15 protein-coding genes and 1 riboswitch are annotated in these 22,933 nt (G+C 69.1%); of the genes, 11 read left to right on the plus strand and 4 right to left on the minus strand.

Annotation, left to right across the window (positions count from 1 at the left end):
* Positions 1-108 precede the first annotated feature (108 nt).
* From FD678_RS18505 to FD678_RS18530, 6 genes are all read left to right on the plus strand, one after another.
* Complete coding sequence (locus FD678_RS18505) at positions 109-1,959, plus strand: sulfotransferase family protein (protein WP_140727450.1); 1,851 nt, start codon at positions 109-111, stop codon at positions 1,957-1,959.
* A 409-nt stretch (positions 1,960-2,368) separates the two neighbouring features.
* A complete protein-coding gene (locus FD678_RS18510; protein WP_140727452.1) occupies positions 2,369-5,125 on the plus strand; it encodes a TonB-dependent receptor in 2,757 nt (918 codons plus the stop codon).
* Between the two features lie 74 nt (positions 5,126-5,199).
* Complete coding sequence (locus FD678_RS18515) at positions 5,200-5,787, plus strand: 2OG-Fe(II) oxygenase family protein (RefSeq protein WP_140727454.1); 588 nt, start codon at positions 5,200-5,202, stop codon at positions 5,785-5,787.
* Positions 5,788-5,935: 148 nt separating this feature from the next.
* A complete protein-coding gene (locus FD678_RS18520; protein WP_218569846.1) occupies positions 5,936-6,379 on the plus strand; it encodes a hypothetical protein in 444 nt (147 codons plus the stop codon).
* Complete coding sequence (locus FD678_RS18525; RefSeq protein WP_140727456.1) at positions 6,367-6,807, plus strand: 3-dehydroquinate dehydratase; 441 nt, start codon at positions 6,367-6,369, stop codon at positions 6,805-6,807. Before FD678_RS18520 ends, FD678_RS18525 begins: the two co-directional genes overlap by 13 nt.
* 2 nt (positions 6,808-6,809) lie before the next feature.
* Positions 6,810-7,013, plus strand: coding sequence for a hypothetical protein (locus tag FD678_RS18530; RefSeq protein ID WP_140727458.1), 204 nt, complete (start codon positions 6,810-6,812; stop codon positions 7,011-7,013).
* A gap of 39 nt (positions 7,014-7,052) precedes the next feature.
* Here the strand turns inward: FD678_RS18530 and FD678_RS18535 are convergent, their stop codons facing one another.
* The gene (locus FD678_RS18535; RefSeq protein ID WP_140727460.1) at positions 7,053-8,720 is read right to left on the minus strand and encodes a glycoside hydrolase family 43 protein; all 1,668 of its coding nucleotides are present in this window, start codon (positions 8,718-8,720) and stop codon (positions 7,053-7,055) included.
* A 918-nt stretch (positions 8,721-9,638) separates the two neighbouring features.
* On the opposite strand from FD678_RS18535, the gene FD678_RS18540 reads away from it, so the two are divergent.
* The gene (locus FD678_RS18540) at positions 9,639-11,807 is read left to right on the plus strand and encodes a S46 family peptidase (protein WP_140727462.1); all 2,169 of its coding nucleotides are present in this window, start codon (positions 9,639-9,641) and stop codon (positions 11,805-11,807) included.
* A gap of 39 nt (positions 11,808-11,846) precedes the next feature.
* Here FD678_RS18540 and FD678_RS18545 read toward each other — a convergent pair whose 3' ends face one another.
* Positions 11,847-12,341: a DUF2938 domain-containing protein gene (locus FD678_RS18545; protein WP_140727464.1), complete on the minus strand. Its 495-nt coding sequence runs from the start codon at positions 12,339-12,341 to the stop codon at positions 11,847-11,849.
* An 84-nt stretch (positions 12,342-12,425) separates the two neighbouring features.
* Here FD678_RS18545 and FD678_RS18550 point away from each other — a divergent pair, with 84 nt between their 5' ends.
* Positions 12,426-12,848 carry a helix-turn-helix domain-containing protein gene (locus FD678_RS18550; RefSeq protein ID WP_140727721.1) on the plus strand — a complete coding sequence of 141 codons (423 nt, stop codon included), beginning with the start codon at positions 12,426-12,428 and terminating at the stop codon, positions 12,846-12,848.
* Between the two features lie 19 nt (positions 12,849-12,867).
* Here FD678_RS18550 and FD678_RS18555 read toward each other — a convergent pair whose 3' ends face one another.
* The gene (locus FD678_RS18555; protein ID WP_218569847.1) at positions 12,868-13,422 is read right to left on the minus strand and encodes a gluconokinase; all 555 of its coding nucleotides are present in this window, start codon (positions 13,420-13,422) and stop codon (positions 12,868-12,870) included.
* A gap of 113 nt (positions 13,423-13,535) precedes the next feature.
* Here FD678_RS18555 and FD678_RS18560 point away from each other — a divergent pair, with 113 nt between their 5' ends.
* From FD678_RS18560 to FD678_RS18570, 3 genes are all read left to right on the plus strand, one after another.
* The gene (locus tag FD678_RS18560; protein ID WP_140727466.1) at positions 13,536-14,918 is read left to right on the plus strand and encodes an MFS transporter; all 1,383 of its coding nucleotides are present in this window, start codon (positions 13,536-13,538) and stop codon (positions 14,916-14,918) included.
* Entirely contained in the window at positions 14,915-17,305 is a 2,391-nt protein-coding gene (locus FD678_RS18565; RefSeq protein WP_140727468.1) for a GH36-type glycosyl hydrolase domain-containing protein, read from the plus strand. The genes FD678_RS18560 and FD678_RS18565 overlap by 4 nt, the downstream gene beginning before the upstream one ends.
* A gap of 1,084 nt (positions 17,306-18,389) precedes the next feature.
* On the plus strand, positions 18,390-21,839 hold the full coding sequence (locus FD678_RS18570; protein WP_140727470.1) for a hybrid sensor histidine kinase/response regulator: 3,450 nt from the start codon (positions 18,390-18,392) through the stop codon (positions 21,837-21,839).
* 337 nt (positions 21,840-22,176) lie between these two features.
* Here FD678_RS18570 and FD678_RS18580 read toward each other — a convergent pair whose 3' ends face one another.
* Positions 22,177-22,749, minus strand: a complete 573-nt coding sequence (locus FD678_RS18580; protein WP_140727475.1) for a manganese efflux pump MntP — start codon at positions 22,747-22,749, stop codon at positions 22,177-22,179.
* Positions 22,750-22,796: 47 nt separating this feature from the next.
* Positions 22,797-22,922, minus strand: a riboswitch (yybP-ykoY riboswitch).
* Between the last annotated feature and the right edge of the window lie 11 nt (positions 22,923-22,933).

Below are 22,933 nucleotides of genomic sequence, written 5' to 3' on the forward strand. Positions count from 1 at the left end.
CTCCTGGTTCGGCGGACCGGGCGGGGCGGCACGGAGACGGCCCGGTCCATTGCGGAATGCCCGGCCGGACCGCTATGGTCCGCTTCCCCAGCGCCGCGGCCGCATGCAATGACTTCTCCTTCTTCGCACGACGCTGCATCGCCCACGATCCCGGCGCTGCTCGCGGCCTTGGAATCCGGCCGTGCCGGGGAACTGGAGCGGGGTGCGCTGCGCCATCTGGAGCGCTTTCCCGACGACGTGCTGGCGCGCAGCCTGCTGGCCGCGAGCCTGCAGATGCAGGGGCGGGTGGCCGAGGCCGCCGACGTGCATGCCGAGCTGGCCCGGCGCCAGCCGGGCGAGGCGGCGCACTGGAACAACCTCGGCAACGCGCTGCGCGAGCTGCGCCGCATCGACGAGGCGAGGGCGGCGTACCGGCGCGCCTGCGCGCTGGAACCGCGCGATCCGCTCACGCACCACAACCTCGGCCTGTTGGCGATGGACGAAGGCGACTACGCCGCCGCGCGCGAGCATCTGCTGGATGCGCACGAACTGGATCCATCGGCGCCGCTGACGCGATTGCACGCGGCGATGGCCTGCCACGAATGCGGCGATTTCCAGCGCGAGCAGCGGTTGCTCGCGTCGTGGCGCCAGTGGCCGCCGCTGGATGCGGACGGCACGCAGGACCTGGCGTGGCTGCTGGCGCAGGACGGCCGCACCGACGAGGCCGATGCCCTGTTGCGCGACTGCATCGCACGGTCGCCCGATCCGACCCGGGCGTGGGCGCGCCGGGTGATGGTGATGGAGCGCGCCAATCGCCTGGACGATGCGCGCGCCGCCGCGGCGCGCCTGCCTGCCGCGCAGGCCGTCGCCGATGCCGACGTGCGGCAGGACGTGCTCAACGCCCGGGCCGTGCTGGCGATGCGCGAAGGCGAGTGGGCCCAGGCCAGCCAGGCCCTGGAAACCCTGCTGGCCGAGCCCGGCGACAAGCGCAAGCGCAGCAACCTCTACTTCGCGCTGGCGCGCTGCTACGACCGGCTCGGGCAGCCGGACGAGGCGATGCGCGCCTGCGCCGAGGCCCACGCCGCGCAGCTGGCCGGCATCGCGCCGCTGGTGCCGGAAGCGATGAAGCGCAGCGATGCGCCGCTGCCGGTCGCGCGCCAGCGCTGGTCGCCGCAGCGCCATGCCGCCGCGCGCCCGGTGGCGGGGCCGGCGATGGCCGATTCGCCGGTCTTCGTGGTCGGCTTCCCGCGCTCGGGCACCACGTTGCTGGAGCAGATGCTGGATGCGCATCCGGCGCTGTGCTCGATGGACGAGCGGCCGTTCCTGCAGGAGCTGGCGGAGCGGCTGGAACGCGAGGGCCTGGCCTGGCCCGACGGCCTGGGCGAGCTGGACGATGCCGCCTGCGAGGCGCTGCGCGGCGAGTACTGGCGACGGGTGCGCGAGGTGGCCTCGCCGATGCCGGGCCAGCGCCTGGTCGACAAGAACCCGCTGAACCTGCTGCGCCTGCCGCTGATCCATCGCCTGTTCCCGCAGGCGCGGGTGATCCTCGCGCTGCGCCATCCCTGCGACGTGCTGCTCAGCTGCTACATGCAGGCGTTCCGTTCCCCCGCGTTCGCGATGCTGTGTTCGGACCTGGACCGGTTGGCGCGCGGCTACGCCGACGCGATGGACCATTGGCTGCACCATGCGCGCCTGCTCGCGCCGATCGCGATGGAAAGCCGCTACGAGGACCTGGTGGACGACGTCGCCGGGCAGGTCGGCAAGCTGGGAGCCTTCCTGGAGCTGGAACAGCCCGAGCGCCTGCTCGACTTCCAGCGCCATGCGCGCGGCAAGGGGTTCATCAGCACGCCCAGCTACGCGCAGGTGGTCGAAGGCATCAACCGGCGCGGGTTGGACCGCTGGCATCCCTACCGGCGCCATTTCGAACCGGTGTTGCCGGTGTTGCGGCCCTACCTGGAGCGGTGGGGCTACGGCGGTTGATGCTGCCGGCGAGGAATTGGCGAGTGGCAGGAGGTTCCAAGCCGATCGCCGTCCCCGCCATGACTACATGAATCGCGGATAACGGCTTCGTAACCCGTGCCCGCACCAAAGCGATGCACGAGACCTGCTTCTTGCACCGGACCGACACGTGAACGGGTCTCCCGGCCCGTTCCGGTGCCGTTTATCGCTCGAATATTCCTTGGCAAGACATTGCGTGTCATGCCTGACACACGTGGACAACCAAGCGGCACGCGGATGCCCGCCTCGTCTTATAAAAATTTAACCAAGTGTGCACATCCCCGGTCATATGGCGGTGGTCGCACGCGACCCGACACCTGCCCGTCCCTGGGCGCCACGAGCCGGAACCTGCTTTCCGCAACTCGTGCTTTCTTCCATCGAGGCCGTTGCAATGCCCGCAAGAACCAGCAAGCTCGCCCACGCCGTCCGCCTCGCGCTGCCGCTCGGCCTGGCGCTCGCGCCCGTCGCGCTATATGCGCAGACCCCCGACACCTCCAATGACAAGACGCCGACCAGCCTCGATACCGTCACCGTGACCGGTTCGCTGGTCCGCCGCGTCGATGTCGAGACCGCCAGCCCGGTGGCCGTGGTCGATCGCCAGCAGATCCAGCAGAGCGGCAAGCAAACGCTGGGCGACCTGCTGCAGTCGCTGCCGGGCATTGCCGGCGCGGCGACCAATCCCGCCGTCAACAACGGTGGCGGCGATGGCGCCTCGACCATCTCGCTGCGCGGCCTGGGCGACCAGCGCACGCTGTTGCTGATCGACGGCCACCGCGTCTTCAACAACGACGTCAACTCGATCCCCGCCAACATGATCGAGCGCGTCGAGGTGCTGAAAGTGGGCGCGTCGGCCGTGTACGGCTCCGACGCCATCGGCGGCGTGGTCAATTTCATCCTGCGCAAGAACTTCGAGGGCGGCGAAGTCACCGCCAACTACGGCCAGGCCAGCGCCGGCGACGGTGCCCGCCACGGTGGTACCTTCACCTTCGGCAAGACCTGGGACCGCGGCAACGTCGTGGTCGGCCTCGACTACAACAAGCAGAACGAAGTGTCGTCGGCCAACCGCGACTACTCCAAGTACGCGATGTATCTTTCCAGCGGCAGCATCATCAAGAGCGGATCGAGCCGCACGCCGACCGGCTACTACAAGCTGCCTTCGAGCGTGCTGACCGCCAACGGTTGCGATGCCAACGGCGCGATGACCAGCAACGGCAGCGGTGGCTACAAGTGCTACTCCTCGTCGGATGCCTACAACTACCAGGCGCAGAACCTGCTGATGACGCCGCAGGAGCGCATCGGCGGCTTCGTACTCGGCAGCTTCAACATCACCGACAACATGCAGGCGTACATCAACGCCTATCACAACCACACGATGTCGAACTTCGCGATCGCGCCGTTGCCGTTCGACGCGCAGAGCGACGGCATCACCATCGCGGCCGACAATCCGTACAACCCGTTCGGCGTCGAGTTCGGGCCGAATGGCTACGAGTATCGCAATCGCTTCATCTCGCTGGGCCAACGCGAAGGCTTCTACGACACCAGCAACGACCAGGTAGTCGCCGGCCTGAAGGGCACCTTCGGCGACAGCAGCTGGGCCTGGGACGTCAACTACAACTATGGCCATTACAAGCAGAGAAACTGGAGCCACGGCTACGTGGACTATTCCACGCTGCAACAGGCAATCGACAATGGCGAGATCAACATCTTCGACCAGGAAGCGGCCTCGACCTGGCTGAACAGCCACGAGTCGATCCCGCGGTACTCCACCACCACGATCAAACGCCAGTGGGAGGCCAGCGCCAACGGCAGCCTGTGGGAGCTGCCTGCCGGTACGATGCAGTTGGCGGTGGGCGCGCTGTATCGCAAGGAGACCCTGAACTACACCGTCTCCAGCAATGCGTTGATGGACGAGGACCTCACCTGCGCGATCTCTTCGGAAGCGTGTTCCACGCCGATGAGCGGCGGCTTCAACGTCAAGGAGGCCTATGCGCAGCTGTACGTCCCGCTGCTGGAGCAGTCCTCGCCGGTTGGCGCGCTCAGTGCGACCCTGAGCGACCGCGTCTCCGACTACAGCAGCGTGGATAGCACCAACAACAGTGCCTCGTTCCAGCTCGAGTGGCGGCCGGTCCAGGACCTGATGGTGCGTGGCACGGTGTCGCAGGTATTCCGCGCTCCGACCCTCAACGACATCTATGCCGGGCCGGGCGCGAACCAGCCGACCTTCAGGGACCCGTGCATCGGCTACAGCGGTACGGGCCATGAAAAGGCCTGCGCCGGCGTACCGGTCGGCTGGGAAGGCTCGGGCCTGTCGCAGACCGATGCCGTCACCTCCGGCTCGCGCTATGTCGGCTACGACCTCAAGCCTGAAAAGGGCACCTCGTACGACTACGGTATCGTCTACAGCCCTGAGTTCGTGCCCGGCCTGTCGGTCAGCCTGGACTGGTGGAAGGTCAAGCTCGACGACGTGATCCAGGACATCTCCGCGCAGACCGTCGCCAATCTCTGCTACAACGACGAGAACAGCCCGTACTGCAGCTACCTCCACCGCTATCCGTCGACCTCGGTTAGCGCCGGCAACATCGACTACATCGAGACTCCGGTGATCAACATCGGCAAGCTCGATACCCAGGGCATCGACTTCGGCGTGAACTATGCGCTGCCCGAGACGCAGTGGGGCCGCTTCAACTTCGCCCTGGACAGCACCTACCTGCAGCGCTACGACATCGACACGGGCGCTACGGTGATCCACATGGCAGGCCGTTACAATTCGTCCTACGGCAACTATGCCCGTTGGCGCGCGCGCGCCCAGATCGGTTGGAAGCTGGGTTCGTGGGATGCGACCTGGACCACGCGCTATATCGGCAAGATCCAGATCGGCAGCACCGATCCGTCCCAGTACATGACCGCCGACGGTGGCGTGGGCTACGACGGTGTGGTGCTGAACTACGGTAGCTACATGTACCACTCGTTCCAGGTGGGTTACGACATGACCGCCGCCAACCTGCGCTTCGACCTGGGCGTGGACAACCTGACCAACAAGCAGCCGCCGGTCATGTACCAGAACAACGTCCTGAACGCGAATACCGACGTGAGCACCTACGACACGATCGGCCGCTATTACTGGATGCGCGCGACCTACCGGTTCTGAGGACGGCCGTTTTCTGGAACGAAGCACCTAGACGGCGCGCCCTTGGGCGCGCCGTCTTCTTTCACGGAGACCGCATGAGCGCGACCGACCTCAAGCACTACGTACGCTGCTACGACGGCGACCTGGAGCCGGCGTTCTGCGAGCAGCTGATCGCTTCGTTCCATGCGTCCTCGGGCTGGCACAGCCGCAATGGCATGGGCGCGCGCGCCGGGCTGGAGCAAAGCGCGTGGACCGAGTTGAACGTCTCCAGGTTGGCCGATCCGGCGTTCAAGGGCTTCTTCATCCAGCGCGTCCAGCAGGCGCTGGCGCGCTACAACCGCGATATCGGCCTGTCCGCCGAGGTGCCGTGGCGGCCGCGGCTGGCGGACCTGCGGATCAAGCAATACCGCGCGCAGGCGGGCGATGCGTTCCAGCCGCACTTCGATGCCTGCGACGAGGAGACCGGCCGTTACCTGGTGTTCCTCTGGTACCTCAACGACGTCGCCGAGGGCGGGCAGACCCGCTTCGTCGACCTGGACCTGGACATCGTTCCGCGCGCCGGGCGGCTGCTGGTGTTCCCGCCGTACTGGATGTACATGCACGCGGCGCTGCCGCCGCGCAGCGGCGACAAGTACATTCTTTCGACCTACCTGGAGTTCACCGCGCGGCCGGCACCGCCGTGAGCCGGCATGCGCGGCCGGTAGCCGAAGGCCGGCGAACGGCCGGAGGCGGCGATACGCACAATTTACGCTGCCGCCGCGCCGCGGGAATGGCGGCTTTACGCGGTGGTTTCCTATCGTGGCCGCTCCGCACCTTGGGGTGCATGCGAGTGTGACGACGATGTCGCTGTTGATCTTGCAGGGACCAGGCATTCCACCGGAGGGCCTGCCGCCCGTGCTGCCTTCCCGATGCGCCGGACATGGCATCGGGCGCGTGTCGTGCGAGGACGTGGAGGCCATGGCCGCGGCGCTGCGTGCCGTGCCAGCGTCGGATGCGGCGCTGGTCCTCATCGAACCGGGCGAGTTGCAGGTGCCGCGATCGGCGATACCGTCGCTGCGGCGCACGTTCGATGCGCTGCCGGTGCCCTATATCGAGCTGCACGCCGATGGCGGCGCGGAGCTGGAGGCGTGGCTGCATCCGCAGCACGGCCCGATGGCGGTGGTGGTCACGCCGCACGACCGTGCGCGCGGCTATGCGATGTCGCTGGGCATCGCAGCGCGCCGGTTGGCGTCGATCGAAGATGCAGAAGGAGCGGACCGGTCATGTCCATCCTGATCGTGCGCGGCCCGGCGGGACAGGGCGCCCGTGGACCCGTGCCGCTGCCACGCGGATTGCTGGGCCAGCTGGCGGCGAGCGTGGGCGAGGCGGGGCATGCGCTGTCGGTACGCGCCTGCGGCGACGAGCGGGAATTGCTCGATGCCTTGCGCCTGGCGCACCCGAGCGGCGGGCATGCGCTGATCCTGGATGCCGGCGCCGCCGCGGGCAGCGCCCGCCTGGCGCGCGTGCTCGCCTCGCTGCAGCTGCCGCGCGTGGACGTGGACGTGCGGGCGGCCCGCACGGCCGGCTTCGCTGACGACGCGAAGCATGGCTGCCTGGCGCGGGTACGGGGCTATGGCATGCAGGGCTACATGCTTGCCGCGTACATCCTGCTCGAGCACCTGGGCTGCAGCGGATGGAGCGAGAGCGTCCACGTCGGGACCTGACCATGGAACGCCATTACTTCGCCGATTTCGAGGCCTATTCCGGCGGCCGTCCGGTGCTGTGGGGCCAGGTGACCTACAGCATGCACGCGGAGCGCGACGAGGACATCGACCCGCAGGCGTTGATCGAGGCGCTGCGGGCGCGCGCCGCGCAGGCCCATGGCATCGAGCCCGGGCAGGTGCGGCTGTGCCATGTCGCGCGCCTGTGAGGCGATGGAGCCTCGCCTCGCAGGCGCGCGCCGGTGGCGCTACTGCTTGCGTGCGTCGTACGCGTACGGCCCGAAGGTGACGCCGATGAAGCCGCCGGCGGTGTCGGTGCTGAGCAGGCTCGCATCCAGGTCGCGGGCCAGCGGTTGCCAGTCGCCGCGGCCGCTCGCGTAGAACGCATCCAGGCGCGGGCCGTCCAGCTGGAAGCGCAGCCGCAGGGCCTGCTTCGCGTCGGCCAGGGCGATCCGGGCGACGGGCACGCCGGCCTGCGGTTGTTCCTTGCCCGCGCGCCGGTACAGCACCACGGCAGGTCCCTCGGCGTCGTCCACGCGCATCGCCGCGTAGAAGTGGGTCTCGTTCTGCAGCAGCGCCAGCCCGGCCTGCTCGCCGGCGGAGAGCTGCCGCGGATCGAGGGTGGCGTCGATCGTCGCCTTGTGGTGCTGCAGGCGGTGGCCGATGTAGGCCGGCTGGCCGCTGGCGTACTCGCCCAGCGGCGTGGCCGAGGGCGTGATGCGCAAGCCCTGCTTGCCGGTGCCGTACCAGCGCTGCCGCGGCACGTTGATCGTCATCCACGGCAACGGCAATGCGCTGCCGGTGAAGCGCTCGGTCCAGCCGAACGGCCCGGTGGTCGGCTGCGCCGCCTTGCCGGCCGGCAGGTTCGGCCGCGTGGCGACCGCCGGTATGCGCTCGCCGCGCGGCAGCACCACCGGCCAGTCGTCGTGCCATTGCATCGGCAGCAGGAAGGTCTCGCGGCCGAGGTTGTACTGGTTGCCGCGGTAGGGACGCGTGGCCAGGAACACGGCCCACCAGCTGCCGTCCTTCAGTTCGACGAACTGGGCGTGGCCGGCCGAGGTGATCGGGTCGGGCCGCGACGGATCGAGGTCGCGCTGGGTCAGCACGGGGTTGCCCGGGAACGGTTCGTACGGCCCGGTGACGGCGCGGCTGCGCCACACCATCTGCGCGTGCTGCTCGCCGGTGCCGCCCTCGGCGGCGGTCAGGTAGTACCAGCCGTTGCGGCGGAACAGGTGCGGGCCTTCGACGTGCTCCGGGTTGGTCGAAGGATCGGCGCCGGAGTCCACCAGCACGGTGCGCGGGCCGACCAGCGACATCGTCGCCACGTCGAACTGCTGCAGCCAGATCGCGCGGTGGCCGTCGTAGCGCATCTTGCCCTGGGGAATGCCGTTGTTGACCAGCCAGGCGCGGCCGTCGTCGTCGAAGAACAGCGAGGGGTCGATACCCTCGAACTTGAGCCAGTGCGGGTCCGACCAGGGGCCGGCGGGGTTCTTCGCGGTGATGACGAAGTTGCCGCGGTCGCAGTAGAAGCAGGTGTTGACGATGTAGAAGGTGCCGTCGTGGTGGCTGATCGAGGCGGCGAACAGGCCGCGCGAGAGTTCGTTGTGGCCGTAGTCGATCTGGCCGGGGCGGTCGATCGCGTTGCCTATCTGGGTCCAGTGCACCAGGTCGCGGCTATGGAACACCGGCAGGCCGGGGAAGTAGCCGAAGGTGGAGTTCACCAGGTAGAAGTCGTCGCCGACGCGGATGGCGGAGGGGTCGGGATAGAACCCGGCAACCACGGGGTTGCGGTACTGCGTGGCGGTCGGGACCGGTCCGCCGTCGTCGCCTCGGTAGGCGATCTCGGTGAACAGGGCTTCGGCGGATGCAGCGGGGATGGCGATGCTGCATAGCAGCGCCAGGATGAGGCGTTTCATGTCGGTTCCTTCCCGTTGGCCCCTCGGCGAGGGATGCGCCAAGCTTGTCAGGTGGCGCGGCGGAAGTCTGCGCATACCTCGATTGCGGTATGGCATAGGAGGCTTTTTCTCATCCTTTTACAGGGTGAGGATGTGCGGCTTGCAAGCCGCTGGTTCGCGCATGTCTGAACGCTCGGCGCGCTGCGCTGGTTCGGGGCGCGAAGCGAGGTGTCCGAGGAGCGGGCGAGGGTACGGGCGAAGTCTCATATCTTTACTATCGTCAATCCTGCGAAGGTGGGAAGCGCTTTTCAGCAGCCGAACGGCTGATCATCCAGCGATCCTCTGCCATTCTTCCGATCTCCGATCTCCCATTACCGTCATTCCCGCGAAGGCGGGAATCCAGGGACGTTGCTTTGTTTTGGCTTGGGGCCTTTGGCAATAAAGGTAGAAGCTTTCGCCTTTGGCGAGTTACTTTTCTTTGCTTGTGCACGCGCGCCGCAGGAGCGGCGCCGCACGGCGGAGCCGGCCCGAAGGGCGCGGCACAAGGATGTGCCGCGTAAAGAAAAGTAACCAAAAGAAAGCACACCCCGCCTGCGCGCCCGCAGCTGCGCTACGGGTTCGCGGAGCCGGCGGGATTTTTCGACGGGGCATCCTGCCCCGGCGAAAAACGACGCACATCCATGTGCGTCGCCCCTGCGGGGTTTTTCCCATCGTCTCCACCGCTACGGAGGGGCCGCGCCGCAGCGACGCTGGCAGGCCATACGAGGTTGGCGCGCCGCCGCGCGAGGAGGTGCTGTCCCATCCAGAGCAAAATCACGAACAGCAACAGCAACAGCAACAGCAACAGCAGCTGGGGGCCGACTTGTCCTTTGCGCACGCCACCGTTGCCGCGCGTGTGCGCCTGCGGCTATGGTCTGCGCTGGTTTTCAGGGGGATTCCATGCCCATGCGCAATACGCTTTCCGCCTCGCTGGCCGTCGGGCTGGCGTTGTCCGCCCATGCACGTGCCGACGAGGGCATGTGGATGCCGTCGCAATTGCCGCAACTGGCCGATACGCTGCGCCAGGCCGGGTTCCAGGGCGATCCGGCCTCGCTCGCCGACGTGGTCCGCCCGCCGCTCAGCGCCGTGGTCAAGGTCGGCGGCGGTACCGGATCGTTCGTCTCGCCCGATGGCCTGCTGCTGACCAACCACCACGTGGCGATGGGCGTGATCCAGTACAACAGCACGCCGGAGCACGATTACATCGACAACGGCTTCATCGCCAAGGACCGTGGCGACGAACGTCCCGCGAATCCCGATTTCCGGGTGCTGGTCACGGTGGGGTTCGACAAGGTCACCGACGAGGTGCTCAAGGGCGCGCGCGGCAAGACCGGGCGGGCCTACTACGACGCGGTGGACGCGGCCAGCAAGCGCATCGTGGCCGACTGCGAGGCGTCCGGCGAGGTGCGCTGCAGCGTCGCCAACATGTACTACGGCACCGACTTCTACCGCATCCGCCAGCTGGAGCTGCGCGACGTGCGGCTGGTCTACGCGCCGCCGCGCGCGATCGGCAACTACGGCGACGAGATCGACAACTTCATGTGGCCGCGCCATAGCGGCGATTTCACCTTGCTGCGCGCCTACGTCGGCAAGGACGGCAAACCGGCCGACTACAGCCCGGACAACGTGCCGTACCAGCCGCCGGCGCACCTGCAGATCTCGCGCGAAGGGCCCAGGGTCGGCGATTACGCGATGCTGGCCGGCTATCCCGGCATCACCTATCGCCATCGCACCGCCGCCGAGTTCGACGAGCAGGTCAACTGGACGCTGCCGCAGCGCGTGGCGGTGCTCGACCAGCTGATCGGGGTGATCGAGGCCGCGGGCAAGGGCGATGCCGAGGCCAGGACCCGTTACGCCTCGCAGCTGCAGTCGCTGAAGAACAACCGCAAGCGCGCCGCCGGCGAACTGGAAGGATTGCTGCGCAGCGATGCGGTGCGCCTGCGCGCGGAGGACGAACGCGGGATGCTGGCGGCGACCACCGGCCAGGATGCGCGCGACATCGCCGCGCTGCAGGCCTCGCTGGCCGAGGGTTCGGCGCTGCATGGCCGCGAGCTGTTGTTCGGCCTGTTCGGCAGCCAGACCCAGCTGATGCGTTCGGCCCTGCTGCTGGAGCGGCTGCGCGTGGAGTCGCTCAAGCCCGACGCGCAGCGCGAGGCCGGCTACCAGCAGCGCGACCAGGCCCTGATCGAGGGCGTGCTCAAGCAGGTCCAGCGCCGCTACGACCCGGCGGTGGAAAAGACCTTGCTGACCGCGCTGCTCACCCGCTACCAGCAACTGCCCGACGCCCAGCGCGTGCCGGAGTTCGACGCCGCCTTCGGCCGCACGCCCGCGCAGCTGGCGCAGGCCTTGGACACGCTGTACGGGACCACCCGGCTCGGCACCGAGGGCGAGCGCCTGTCGCGGTTCGCGGCCGCGCGCGAGGGCAAGGCGCTGGCGCCTGATCCGCTGATCGCGCTGGCCCAGCGGTTGATACCGGCGCAGCTGCGGCTGGAAGAAGGCCGCAAGGCGCGCGAGGGCGAGCAACTGCGCCTGCGGCCAGCCTACATGCGCGCGCTCGTCGCCTGGCGCGGCAAGCAGGGGCGGGCGGTCTATCCGGACGCCAACAGCACGCTGCGGGTGAGCTACGGCCGGGTCGAGCCGCTGGCGCCGCGCGACGCGGTCGCCTACGCGCCCGTGACCACCGTGGCCGGCATCGTCGAGAAGAACACCGGCAAGGTGCCGTTCGATGCGCCCGGGCCGCTGCTGGACGCGATCGCCAGGGGCGACTTCGGCGACACCGCCGATCCGGCGCTGAAGACGCAGCCGGTGAACTTCCTCACCAACCTGGACACCACCGGCGGCAACTCCGGATCGCCGGTGCTCAACGCCAAGGGCGAGCTGATCGGCCTGAACTTCGACAGCAACTGGGAATCGGTGAGCGCGAGCTGGTGGTACGACCCGCGCTACAAGCGGGCGATCCACGTCGACATGCGCTACCTGCGCTGGCTGATGGCCAGGGTCTACCCGGCGCCGCGCTTGCTGGAGGAGATGGGCGTGGCCGGGGCGACGAACGCCGCACCGGCGCGCTGAGGCGCGTCTTCGCCGGGCCTGGCGCCTGCCGGGTCCGGCTCACTCCGGCAGCGCAAGGCACCACGCGGCCAGGTAAAGGCCGAGGCCGAAGACGAAATGGGTGGCCAGGCTCTTGGCGCGGTTCCGGAACGGGGCCGGCGTCCTGGCGGACGCGATCCCGGCGCCCATCGCGGGTTGCATGACCAGCCAGGGCGCGGCCACGGTGGCGATGCCCAGGGCGATGGCCGGCCCAAGGGTCGGCCGGTGCATCCAGCCGGCGCCTTCCAGGAGCACGAGCAGCGCGGCGAACGCGATGCCGACGATGTAGTGGACCGCCCAGCCGAGGGCGCGCTCGTGGCGGACCGGCGGCGCGTCCGCGATGGCGGCGTGGAAGAAGATGCCGCGCCGCCAGTGGCCGACCCAGCGTCCGATCAGGGCCATGGCCTGGGTCCTGGCGCCGAGCCGCTTCAGGCAGGCCAGCCAGAGATCCATGAAGGCGGTTGCGCCCAGGCCGACGAGTACGACGTGGACCGCTTGCTGCGCGAGGGTTGCCATGGTTGCGCCTGTGGGACGTTGACCGGCAGATCCGGCGGACGCATCGTAGAAGTTGAAGTCAACTTCAAGTCAACGGGTTTCGCCATGGACATTTCCGAAGTCGCGAAGCGTTCGGGAATCGCCGCCTCCGCGCTGCGCTTCTACGAGAAGAAAGGCCTCATCCGGCCGACCAGCCGGCAGGGAGCGCGGCGCCAGTTCGCGCCGGACGTGCTCGACCAACTCGCGCTGATCGCGTTGGGCCAGCTCGCCGGCTTCAGCCTGGACGAGATCGGCGCGATGCTTCCGCACCTGCCGGTGGCCGGGATCGACCGGCAAAAGCTCGCCGCGAAGGCCGACGAAATCGATGCGAGGGTCGAACGACTGCGCGCAATGAGCCGAGGCCTGCGCCATGCCGCGGCCTGCCGCGCGCCGAACCACGCGCAATGCCCCACGTTCCGCAAGCTGCTGAAGGCCGCCGCATCGGGCGCCCTCGGCGAACGCCGCACCCGCCGGGTACCGGCGGCCTGATCCGCGCGGGCTCCCGCGTTCACGCCGGCAGGGCCTTGCGCGCTCCCGGCGGTGCCTGGTCCAGCTTGGCGATCGCCTCGGCCACCACCTCCTGCGGCGGCTGGGCGACGTCCACCGCGATCACGTCCGGCTCGTCCGCCGGCGGCTGCAATGCGTCGAACTGGCTGTCGAGCAGGGAGGACGGCATGAAGTGCCCGCCGCGCGCGGACAGGCGCGAGGCGATCACCCCGGCCGATCCGTGCAGGAACACGAAGCGCATCGGCACGCCGCAGCCGCGCAGCAGGTCGCGATGCTCGCGGCGCAGTCCGGAGAACGCCAGCACCGAGGACCGCCCGGCGTCGGCGAGCTGGCGCAGCCGTTCGCCCAGGCGGCGCACCCACGGCACGCGCTGCTCGTCGCTGAGCGGGGTGCCGCCGGCCATCTGCGCCTTGGCCTCGTCGCTGTGGAAGTCGTCGGCGTCGAGGAAATCGAAACCGTAGTGGCGGGCCAGGGCCGAGGCGACGGTGGACTTGCCGCTGCCGGAGACGCCCATCACCACGATGGCGCGGGCGGGGGAGAGCTGGGTCGGGTTCATCACGGGACGTTATACGTGCAAATCGATTCGACATGGTGCGGGCGCATGCGCCGTCGCTGGTGTAGCGTGTGCGTCCCCGAGGGAAATCGCCGTCCTGCGCCAGGGAGGATCGTATGCCGACAACGCCGCGTCCGGAACCCGCCGCCAAGCCGTTGCGGATGCGCGAGAAGGCCGGCTACGCACTCGGCGACCTAGGGCTCAACTTTTATTGGGCCAACATCTCCGCCTTCCTGCTGATCTTCTACACCGACACGATGGGCCTGCCGGCCGCGGCGGTGGGCACGATGATGCTGGTCGCCAAGATCGGCGATGCCGTCAGCGACCCGCTGATGGGCATGCTCGCCGACCGCACGCGCACGCGCTGGGGGCGGTTCCGGCCCTGGCTGCTGTGGGGCGCGCTGCCGCTGGCGGCGACCGGCCTGCTGACCTATACGGTGCCCGACCTCGACCAGGGCGGCCGCCTGGTCTGGGCCTACGCCACCTTCTCGGCGATGATGCTGGCCTACACCGTGGTGAGCATCCCGTACTCGGCGCTGTCGGGCGTGATCACCGCCGACGGCCAGCAACGCACCACCCTGGTCAGCATGCGCTTCATCGCCGCCTTCGCCGGCACCACGCTGGTCAACTACGCGACGCTGGACCTGGTGCGCTGGCTGGGCGGCGGCGACGATGCGCAGGGCTGGCAACGCACGATGCTGCTGTACGGCGTGCTGGCCGCGGCGCTGTTCGCCACGGCCTTCGCGACCACGCGCGAGCGCATCGAACCGGTGTCGACGCAGCGCACGCCGCTGCGCCAGGACGTCTCGGACCTGATCGGCAACCGGCCCTGGCTGGTGCTGTTCGTGCTGGCGCTGGTCATCATGGTCACGATCGTGATGCGCGGCGGCGCCGGCGTGTACTACTTCAAGTACTACCTCGGGCGGCCGGAGCTGACCGGCTGGTTCCTCGGCAGCTACTCGGTGGCGCTGGCGCTGGGCGCCGCCTCGACGCCGTTGCTGACCCGCTGGCTGGACAAGCGCCGCCTGCTGATGCTGTTGATGGCGCTGGTCGGCGTGCTCAGCTGCGCGATGTACCTGCTGCCGCCCGACGCGATCGCGGCCGCGTTCGCGCTCAACATGCTGATCGGGTTCGCGCCCGGGCCGAAGTCGCCGCTGGCGTTCTCGATGTACGCCGACACCGCCGACTACAACGAGTGGCGCACCGGCCGGCGCGCCACCGGCCTGAACTTCGCCGCGGCCACGTTCTCGCAGAAGCTGGGCGGCGCGCTGGCCTCGGCCGCGATCGCCTGGGTGCTGGCGGCGATGGGCTACGTCGCCAACCAGTCGCAGAGCGATGCCTCGCAGCACGGCATCGTGCTGCTGATGACGGTGATCCCCGGCCTGGTCGCGCTGCTGGCGGCGGCGACGATGCGCTTCTATCCCCTCGACGACGCGCGCCTGGCCGAGATCCAGCAGGCGCTGGCCGCGCGCCGGCACTCCCAGGAAACCCCTCCATGACCGAACTCGACGACCTGCTCGCCCCCAGTCCGGACGGCGAGCGCTACGTGCTGCACAGCCCCACCGCGATGCCGCAGGCCGGCGCCTTCCTGTGGAACCGCCGGATGATGATCCAGGCGACCTGCCGCGGCTACGCGACCGCGCAGTTCATGCAGCCCGAGCCGGCCAAGTACGCGCACGCGCCGAACCTGGAGGCGCGCACCTTCATGCAGCCGGAGCAGCCGTACTACGCGCACCATCCCGGGCGCTTTTTCTACCTCAAGGACGAGGAAAGCGGCGCGCTGTACTCGGCGCCCTACGAGCCGGTGCGCGCGCGCCCGCAGCGCTTCGCGTTCTCGGCCGGCAAGCACGACATCGCCTGGGAGGTCGAGTACGACGGGATCGTGCTCGAGCTGCACCTGGCGCTGCCGGCCGAGGATCCGCTCGAACTGTGGGAGTGCACGGTGCGCAACCGCTCCGGGCGGGCGCGCAGGCTGTCGCTGTACCCGTACTTCCCGGTCGGCTACATGTCGTGGATGAACCAGTCCGGCGAGTACCGGCCCGACCTGGGCGGCATCGTCTGCCGCAGCGTGGCGCCGTACCAGAAGGTGGCCGACTACTTCCGCCAGCGCGACTTCAAGGACTGCACCTTCCTGCTGCACGAGCAGCCGGCACTGGCCTGGGAGGCGCGCCAGGACGCCTTCGAGGGCGAGGGCGGGCTGCATGCGCCCTCGGCCCTGCTCGGCGAGCGGCTCGGCGGCAGCGACGCCCGCTACGAAACGCCCACCGCCGTGTTGCAGTACCGGTTGGCGCTGGCCGACGGCGAGTCCGCCACGCAGCGCTTCCTGTTCGGCCCGGCGCGCGACGAGGCGGAGATCGCCGCGCTGCGCGCGCGCTACCTGTCGGAGGAAGGCTTCGCCCGCGCGCGGCGCGAACATGCCGCGCACCTGGAGGCCGGGCGCGGCTGCCTGCGCATCGAGACGCCGGACCCCGCGCTCGACAACCTGGTCAACCATTGGCTGCCGCGGCAGGTGTTCTACCATGGCGACGTCAACCGCCTGACCACCGACCCGCAGACCCGCAATTACCTGCAGGACCACATGGGCATGAGCTACCTGCGGCCGCAGGTGGCCCGGGCCGCGCTGCTGCACGCGCTGTCGCAGCAGGAGCCCGGCGGCGCGATGCCCGACGGCATCCTGCTCGAGGAAGGCGCCGAGCTGAAATACATCAACCAGGTGCCGCACACCGACCACTGCGTGTGGCTGCCGATCTTCCTCGAGGCCTACCTCGGCGAGACCGGCGATGCCGGCGTGCTGGACGAGACCGTGGCCGATGCCGCGGGCGAACGCCGCAGCGTCGCCGAGCGCGTGGACGCGGCGATGCGCCACCTGCTGCAGGCGCGCGACGGGCGCGGCCTGAGCTACATCGCGCAGGGCGACTGGTGCGATCCGATGAACATGGTCGGCTGGCGCGGCACCGGCGTGTCCGGCTGGCTGACGCTGGCCACCGCGTACGCGCTGCGGCTGTGGTCGGGCCTGTGCGCACGGCACGGGCGCGCCGCCCAGGCGGAGGAGTTCGCCCGCGCGGCGGATGCGGTCAACGCCGACGCCAACCGCGAGCTGTGGGATGGCGATTGGTACGCGCGCGGCATCACCGACGACGGCGTGCGTTTCGGCGTGTCCGCCGATGCCGAGGGACGCATCTACCTGAACCCGCAGAGTTGGGCGATGCTGTCCAGCGCCGCCGATGCGGAGCGGCGCGCGCGCCTGCTCGCCGCGGTGGAGGCGCAGCTGCACACGCCGTACGGCCCGGTGATGCTGGCGCCGGCCTACACCGGCATGCGCGAGGACGTGGGCCGGTTGACCCAGAAGCATCCGGGCTCGGCCGAGAACGGCGCGGTCTACAACCATGCCGCGGCGTTCTACCTGCACGGCCTGTACCACGTCGGCGAGGCCGACCGCGCCTGGTCGGTGCTGCGCGCGATGATCCCCGGGCCATCGCGCGAGGACGTGCTGCAGCGCGGCCAGTTGCCGGTCTACCTGCCCAACTACTATCGCGGCGCCTGGCGCGAGTTCCCGCGCACCGCCGGTCGTTCCAGCCAGTTGTTCAATACCGGCACGGTGGCCTGGGTCTATCGCTGCGTGCTGGAGAGCCTGTTCGGCCTGCGTGGGGAAGGCGATGCGCTGGTGGTGGCGCCGCAGTTGCCTTCGCATTGGCAGTGGGCGCGGGCGGTGCGGGAGTTTCGGGGGGCGCGTTTCGAGGTTGAGTATCGGCGTGATGTGGCCTGTACGGAGGTGCGGGTGCGTGTGGATGGGGAGGATTGCCCGCGTGGGCGTATCGGGCCGGTTGTGCGGGGGGCGAGTTATCGGGTGGAGGTGGTGTTGCCGGTTGTGGTGGGAGTTGGGTGAGTGGGATAGGGTTTGTTCTGGGTGGCTTTGGACTATTTCCCTTCTCCCTTTGGGGTGAAGGCGTGTTGCTTGCGAGCCACAGGCTCGCACACGCCTGAACGCCTGGCGCGCTGCGTCAGGCTGGGACGCGAAGCGAGGTGCCCCGAAGGGGCGGATGAGGGTACGGGCGAAGCCTCACGATCTATCTATCGTCATTCCCGCGAAGGCGGGAAGCGCTTTTCCGCAGCCGAATGGCTGATCATCCAGGGACGTTGCTTTGCTTTGGCTTCGGCCTTTCGTGCATGAAGAAAAGCTTTCGCCTTGCGGCGAGTTACCTTTCTTTGCTTGTGCACGCGCGCTGCAGGAGCAGCGCCGCACGGCGAAGCCGCCCGAAGGGCGCGGCACAGGGATGTGCCGCGTAAAGAAACGTAACCCAAAGAAGCGCTTCACAGCAGCCGAACGGCTGATCAAGCACACCCGCCTTCGCGCCCGCAGCTTTGCTGCGGGTCCGCGGAGCCAATGGGATTTTCGGACGCGGCATCCTGCCGCGGCCGAAAACGGCGCACTCGTCCGCTATGCGGACGAGCCCGGGGCATTCGCCGCGCGGCGAATGCCCGCCCGCCGGTGCGAAGCGGTGCTTCGCCTTTTTCCGGCGAGCCCTGCCCCGGCGAAAAACGACGTGCATCCATGCACGTCGTCCTCCGGGTTTTTCCCGCCAGCTCCACCGCTTCGGAGGGGCCGCGCCGCAGTGATATTCGTAGGCCATGGAGGTTGGCGCGCCGCCGCGCGAGGAAGCGTTACCCAGCCCAAAGCAAGACCGCGAGCAACAGCAACAACTGCAATTGCACTCTCAATCGAAGCGGCAATCGCCACAGTTCCCCAGATCCTTCCGCCGTCGTCCCCGCGAAGGCGGGGACCCAGTGCCTTGGCTTTTCGCCGGCAAAGCCCTCTGGCTCCGGCTATGCGGGGACGCCAGACGAAGTAACCCCGGCAGAGCCGCCACGCGGGCGCAAGGTTCCCGAACCCGGGCAAATCGTCGCCATCCGCGTCCCGGCCCAGGCCGCCCGAGGCTAAACTCGCCTCCTCGCGCAACGCCGGAGGGGCCTTGGTCTCGAGCTGGATCCTGCTGCTGGTATCGGTCGGCTACGCCGCGCTGCTGTTCGGCGTGGCGTGGTGGGGCGATCGCCGTCCGCTGTATCCGGACCGGCCGTGGCTGCGGCCGGCGGTCTACAGCCTGGCGCTGGCGGTGTACTGCTCGTCGTGGACCTTCTACGGCGCGGTCGGTACCGCGGTGCGCAACGGCATCGGCTACCTGCCGATCTACCTCGGCCCGCTGCTGCTGCTGATCTTCGGCTGGCGCATCATCGAACGGCTGGCGCTGATCGCGCGCAGCGAGAACACCGTTTCCATCGCCGACTTCATTTCCTCGCGCTACGGCCGGTCGCGCCGGCTCGCCGCGCTGGTGGCGGTGATCGCGCTGGTCGGCATCGTTCCGTACCTGGCGCTGCAGTACAAGGCGGTGGCGATGAGCCTGGAGGTGCTGACCGGGCAGGTCGGCACCGAGCGCGGCTTCTTCACCGACCCGGCGCTGTACGTGGCGCTGCTGATGGCGCTGTTCGCCACGCTGTTCGGCACCCGCCAGGTCGATGCCACCGAGCACCACCACGGCATGATGCTGGCGATCGCGCTGGAATCGGTGGTCAAGCTGGCGGCGATGCTGGCGGTCGGCCTGTTCGCCTGGATGTGGCTGGGCGACCACCAGCTGCACATCGTGGACTCGGCGCGCACGCTGTTCGACCACACCCCCTCGGTCGGGTTCATCTCGCAGACCGTGCTCAGCTTCTTCGCGATCATCTGCCTGCCGCGCCAGTTCCACGTCGCGGTGGTCGAATGCAGCGACGTCGGCGACATCCGCCGCGCGCGCTGGCTGTTCGGCATCTACCTGGTGCTGATCTCGGCGATGGTGGTGCCGATCGCCTCGGCCGGCATCGCCCTGTTCGGCGGCGACAGCCAGGTGGTGGACGACGCCATGGTGCTGGCGCTGCCGCTGGCCGAAGGCAGCACGCTGCTGGCCCTGGTCGCCTATGTCGGCGGATTCTCGGCCGCCACCGGCATGGTGATCGTCGCCTCGATCGCGCTGGCGACGATGGTCTCCAACGACCTGGTGATGCCGGTGCTGTTGCGCCGCGAAGGCGGCCGCGCCGCCGCTGCGGACCGCGTGCTGTGGATCCGCCGCCTGGCGATCCTGCTGCTGTCCCTGGTCGCCTACGCCTACTACCGCAGCTCCAGCGACGACAGCACGCTGGCGTCGTACGGGCTGATGGCGTTCGCCGCGGTGGCGCAGTTCGCACCGGGCGTGATCGGCGGGCTTTACTGGCGCGGCGCCAGCCGCAAGGGCGTGGAAGCCGGCATGGTGCTGGGCTTCGCGACCTGGGTGTACACGCTGCTGTTGCCGGCGATGACCCACGCCGGCGTGCTCGACCCCGCATGGTTGCAGCGGGGGCCGTTCGGCATCGCCTGGCTGCGCCCGCAGCAGCTGTTCGGCATGAGCGGCTGGGACCCGCTCGCGCACGGCACGTTCTGGTCGCTGTTGATCAACACCGGCGCGATGATGGTGGTCTCGGCGCGCTGGCGCCCCGGCGTGGACGAGCGCCTGCGCGCCGCGCCGTTCCTCGATCCTTACGCGCAGCGCCCGGTGGTGGCCGGCGACTGGCCCGGCCAAGTGCGCGTGGACGACCTGCTCGCCCTGGCCGAGCGCGTGGTCGGCGAGCGCCATGCGCACCGCGCGTTCGTCGAGCAGGCGCAGTTGCTGGGGCGCGAGCTGCAGTCCAGCGCCGCGGCCGATCGCGCCTGGGTGCAGTTCACCGAACGCCTGTTGGCCGCCTCGATCGGCGCGGCCTCGGCGCGGCTGGTGCTGACCAGCCTGTTGCGCGGCTCCGGCATGGAACTGGGCGAAGTGATGGCGGTGCTGGACGAGGCCGGGCAGGAACTGCGCTTCAACCGGGAGATCCTCTCGACCACGCTGGAGAACATCAGCGCGGGCGTCAGCGTGGTCGATCCGGAGATGCGCCTGACCGCCTGGAACCGCCGCTACCAGCAGCTGTTCGGCTATCCCGACGGCATGCTCTACGTCGGCCGCCCGGTGGCCGACCTGATCCGCTACAACGCCGAGCGCGGCGAACTGGGCGAGGGCGACGTCGAGGCGCAGATCAGCCGCCGCATCAACCACATGCGCGCCGGCACGCCGCACGTGTTCGAACGCACCCGCAGCGACGGCAAGGTGATCGAGATGCGCGGCCAAGCGCTGCCCGGCGGCGGCTACGTCACCAGCTACAACGACATCACCGACTACAAGCGCGCCGAGCAGGCCCTGCTGGAGGCCAACGAGACCCTGGAGCAGCGCGTGGCCGAGCGCTCGCGCGAGGCCGAGGTCGCGCAGCAATCCAAGACCCGGTTCCTGGCCGCGATCAGCCACGACGTGCTGCAGCCGCTCAATGCGGCGCGGCTGTTCGCCTCGGCGTTGCGCGACAGCCACCAGAACAACGAGGAACAGCGCCACCTGGCCGAGCGCGTGGACGCTTCGCTGCGCGCGGCCGAGGAACTGCTCGACGGCCTGCTCGACGTCTCGCGCCTGGATGCCGGCGGTCTGCGGCCGACGCTGGAGGTCTTCGATGCCGGCACGCTGTTGCAGGAGCTGGCCGCGCAGTACGCGCCGATCGCGGCCAGCCGCGGGCTGAAGCTGCACGTGCATCCGCGCGCGCTGTGGGTGCGCAGCGACCGCCGCCTGCTGCGCCGCGTGCTGCAGAACTTCATCGCCAACGCGTTGCGCTACACGCGCCAGGGCCGGATCGTGCTCGGCGCGCGCGGGCGCGGCGCGCAGGTGGAGCTGCAGGTCTGGGATACCGGTCCCGGCATCCCCGAACACCACATGCAGCAGATCTTCGACGAGTTCCACCGCTACCAGCAGCCGTTCGACTGGGGCGAGCAGGGCCTCGGGCTGGGATTGTCGATCTGCCAGCGCATCTCGCGGCTGCTCGAGCATGGGCTCAACGCGCGCAGCCAGGTCGGCCGCGGCAGCATGTTCTCGATCCTGCTGCCGCGGGTGGCGCCGGCCGTACGCGCCGCGGCGCCGCCGGCCGACCCGGTGCGCTCGGCCAGCAACGGCGACTCGCTGGCCGGCATGCGCGTGCTGTGCGTGGACAACGACCAGGAGATCCTCGACGGCATGCGCGCGCTGCTGGGCCGCTGGCAGGTGCAGGTCATCGCGGCCAGCACCGTCGACGACGCGCTGGAAAAGGTGCGCGCGCAGCCGGACGTGATGCTGGTCGACTACCACCTGCACGACCGCCTGGATGGCCTGGACACGCTGGACGCGCTCAACGCCGCCTCGCCGCGCCACATCCCGGGCGCGCTGCTGACCGCCGATGGCCGCGACGAGTTGAAGCAGCTGGCGCGCGAGCGGGGCTATCGGTTGTTGACCAAGCCGGTGAAGCCGGCCTCGCTGCGGGCGTTCCTGACGGCTTTCCACGATGTGTTGAAGGAGCGCGGCCCCTGATCGGGGGAGAGCCGGGCCATTGGCCCGATCCCGGGACCTGGAAAAGCGACAGGCCTGCTCGGGATCGAGTGTCGTTGCGGGAGGGACTTCAGTCCCGACAGGGCTTTACCGGCCTTCCGCCGGGACTGAAGTCCCTCCCACAGAAAAGCAAGAATTACTCGCAAAGAAGCATCAGGCCGCTTGACAGCCGAACCCGGGCAAAGACGCTTTTCCCGAATCCCGAATCCCGAATCCCGAATCCCGAATCCCGAATCCCGAATCCCGAATCCCGAATCCCGAATCCCGAATCCCGAATCCCGAATCCCGAATCCCGAATCCCGAATCCCGAATCCCGGCACTACGCCACCCCGCTCAGGTGTTCGTACAGGATCGTGCTGCCCACGATCACCAGGATCGCGCCGCCGACGATCTCGGCGCGCTTGCCGACCAGGGCGCCGAGCGCGCGGCCGAGCATGATGCCGATCGTGACCATGGCCAGCGTGCACAGGCCGATGACGGTGGCGACCACGCCGATGTGCACGTCGAGGAACGCCAGGCTGACGCCGACCGCCATCGCGTCGATGCTGGTGGCGATGCCGGTGGTCGCCAGCGCCAGCAAGCCGTGGCGGCCATTGCCGGTTTCATCGTCGTCGTGGTCGGTGCGCAGGCCGGCGACGATCATGTGGATGCCGAGCGCGCCGAGCAGGCCGAACGCGATCCAGTGGTCGAACGATGCGACGTACTGGGAGGCGGCGCGGCCCAGCAGCCAGCCGAGCAGCGGCGTGATCGCCTCGATCAGGCCGAAGACGATGCCGGCGCGCAACGCGTCGCGCAGCTGCGGGCGCCGCATCGCCGCGCCCTTGCCGATCGCCGCGGCGAACGCGTCGGTCGACATGGCCAGGCCGATGAGCAGGATGGAGAAGAAAGACATGGGGGCAACGCGGTCGGGCGAAGCGGCAACGGCGCGCGTCCGCGCCCAACCGTCGTTGCGCACGCGTGCCGCTGGTCTCGCCAACCCGGATGGTTGCCCGCGCCACGGCGCATCGGCCGAGTGTGTTGACGCGGGCGCTTCCTGGTGCAGGAAGCAGGCTACTCCCCAGAAGGGACGCGCAGTC

The organism is Pseudomonas sp. Hp2, from assembly GCF_006386585.1.
Classification (GTDB): Bacteria; Pseudomonadota; Gammaproteobacteria; order Xanthomonadales; family Xanthomonadaceae; genus Pseudomonas_S; species Pseudomonas_S boreopolis.

Excerpts from the sequence above, each read along its gene's own strand:
- FD678_RS18505 (WP_140727450.1), top strand. The coding sequence starts at position 109 with ATGACTTCTCCTTCTTCGCACGACGCTGCATCGCCCACGATCCCGGCG.
- FD678_RS18510 (WP_140727452.1), top strand. The coding sequence starts at position 2,369 with ATGCCCGCAAGAACCAGCAAGCTCGCCCACGCCGTCCGCCTCGCGCTG.
- FD678_RS18515 (WP_140727454.1), top strand. The coding sequence starts at position 5,200 with ATGAGCGCGACCGACCTCAAGCACTACGTACGCTGCTACGACGGCGAC.
- FD678_RS18525 (WP_140727456.1), top strand. The coding sequence starts at position 6,367 with ATGTCCATCCTGATCGTGCGCGGCCCGGCGGGACAGGGCGCCCGTGGA.
- FD678_RS18530 (WP_140727458.1), top strand. The coding sequence starts at position 6,810 with ATGGAACGCCATTACTTCGCCGATTTCGAGGCCTATTCCGGCGGCCGT.
- FD678_RS18535 (WP_140727460.1), bottom strand. The coding sequence starts at position 8,720 with ATGAAACGCCTCATCCTGGCGCTGCTATGCAGCATCGCCATCCCCGCT.
- FD678_RS18540 (WP_140727462.1), top strand. The coding sequence starts at position 9,639 with ATGCCCATGCGCAATACGCTTTCCGCCTCGCTGGCCGTCGGGCTGGCG.
- FD678_RS18545 (WP_140727464.1), bottom strand. The coding sequence starts at position 12,341 with ATGGCAACCCTCGCGCAGCAAGCGGTCCACGTCGTACTCGTCGGCCTG.
- FD678_RS18550 (WP_140727721.1), top strand. The coding sequence starts at position 12,426 with ATGGACATTTCCGAAGTCGCGAAGCGTTCGGGAATCGCCGCCTCCGCG.
- FD678_RS18555 (WP_218569847.1), bottom strand. The coding sequence starts at position 13,422 with ATGAACCCGACCCAGCTCTCCCCCGCCCGCGCCATCGTGGTGATGGGC.
- FD678_RS18560 (WP_140727466.1), top strand. The coding sequence starts at position 13,536 with ATGCCGACAACGCCGCGTCCGGAACCCGCCGCCAAGCCGTTGCGGATG.
- FD678_RS18565 (WP_140727468.1), top strand. The coding sequence starts at position 14,915 with ATGACCGAACTCGACGACCTGCTCGCCCCCAGTCCGGACGGCGAGCGC.
- FD678_RS18580 (WP_140727475.1), bottom strand. The coding sequence starts at position 22,749 with ATGTCTTTCTTCTCCATCCTGCTCATCGGCCTGGCCATGTCGACCGAC.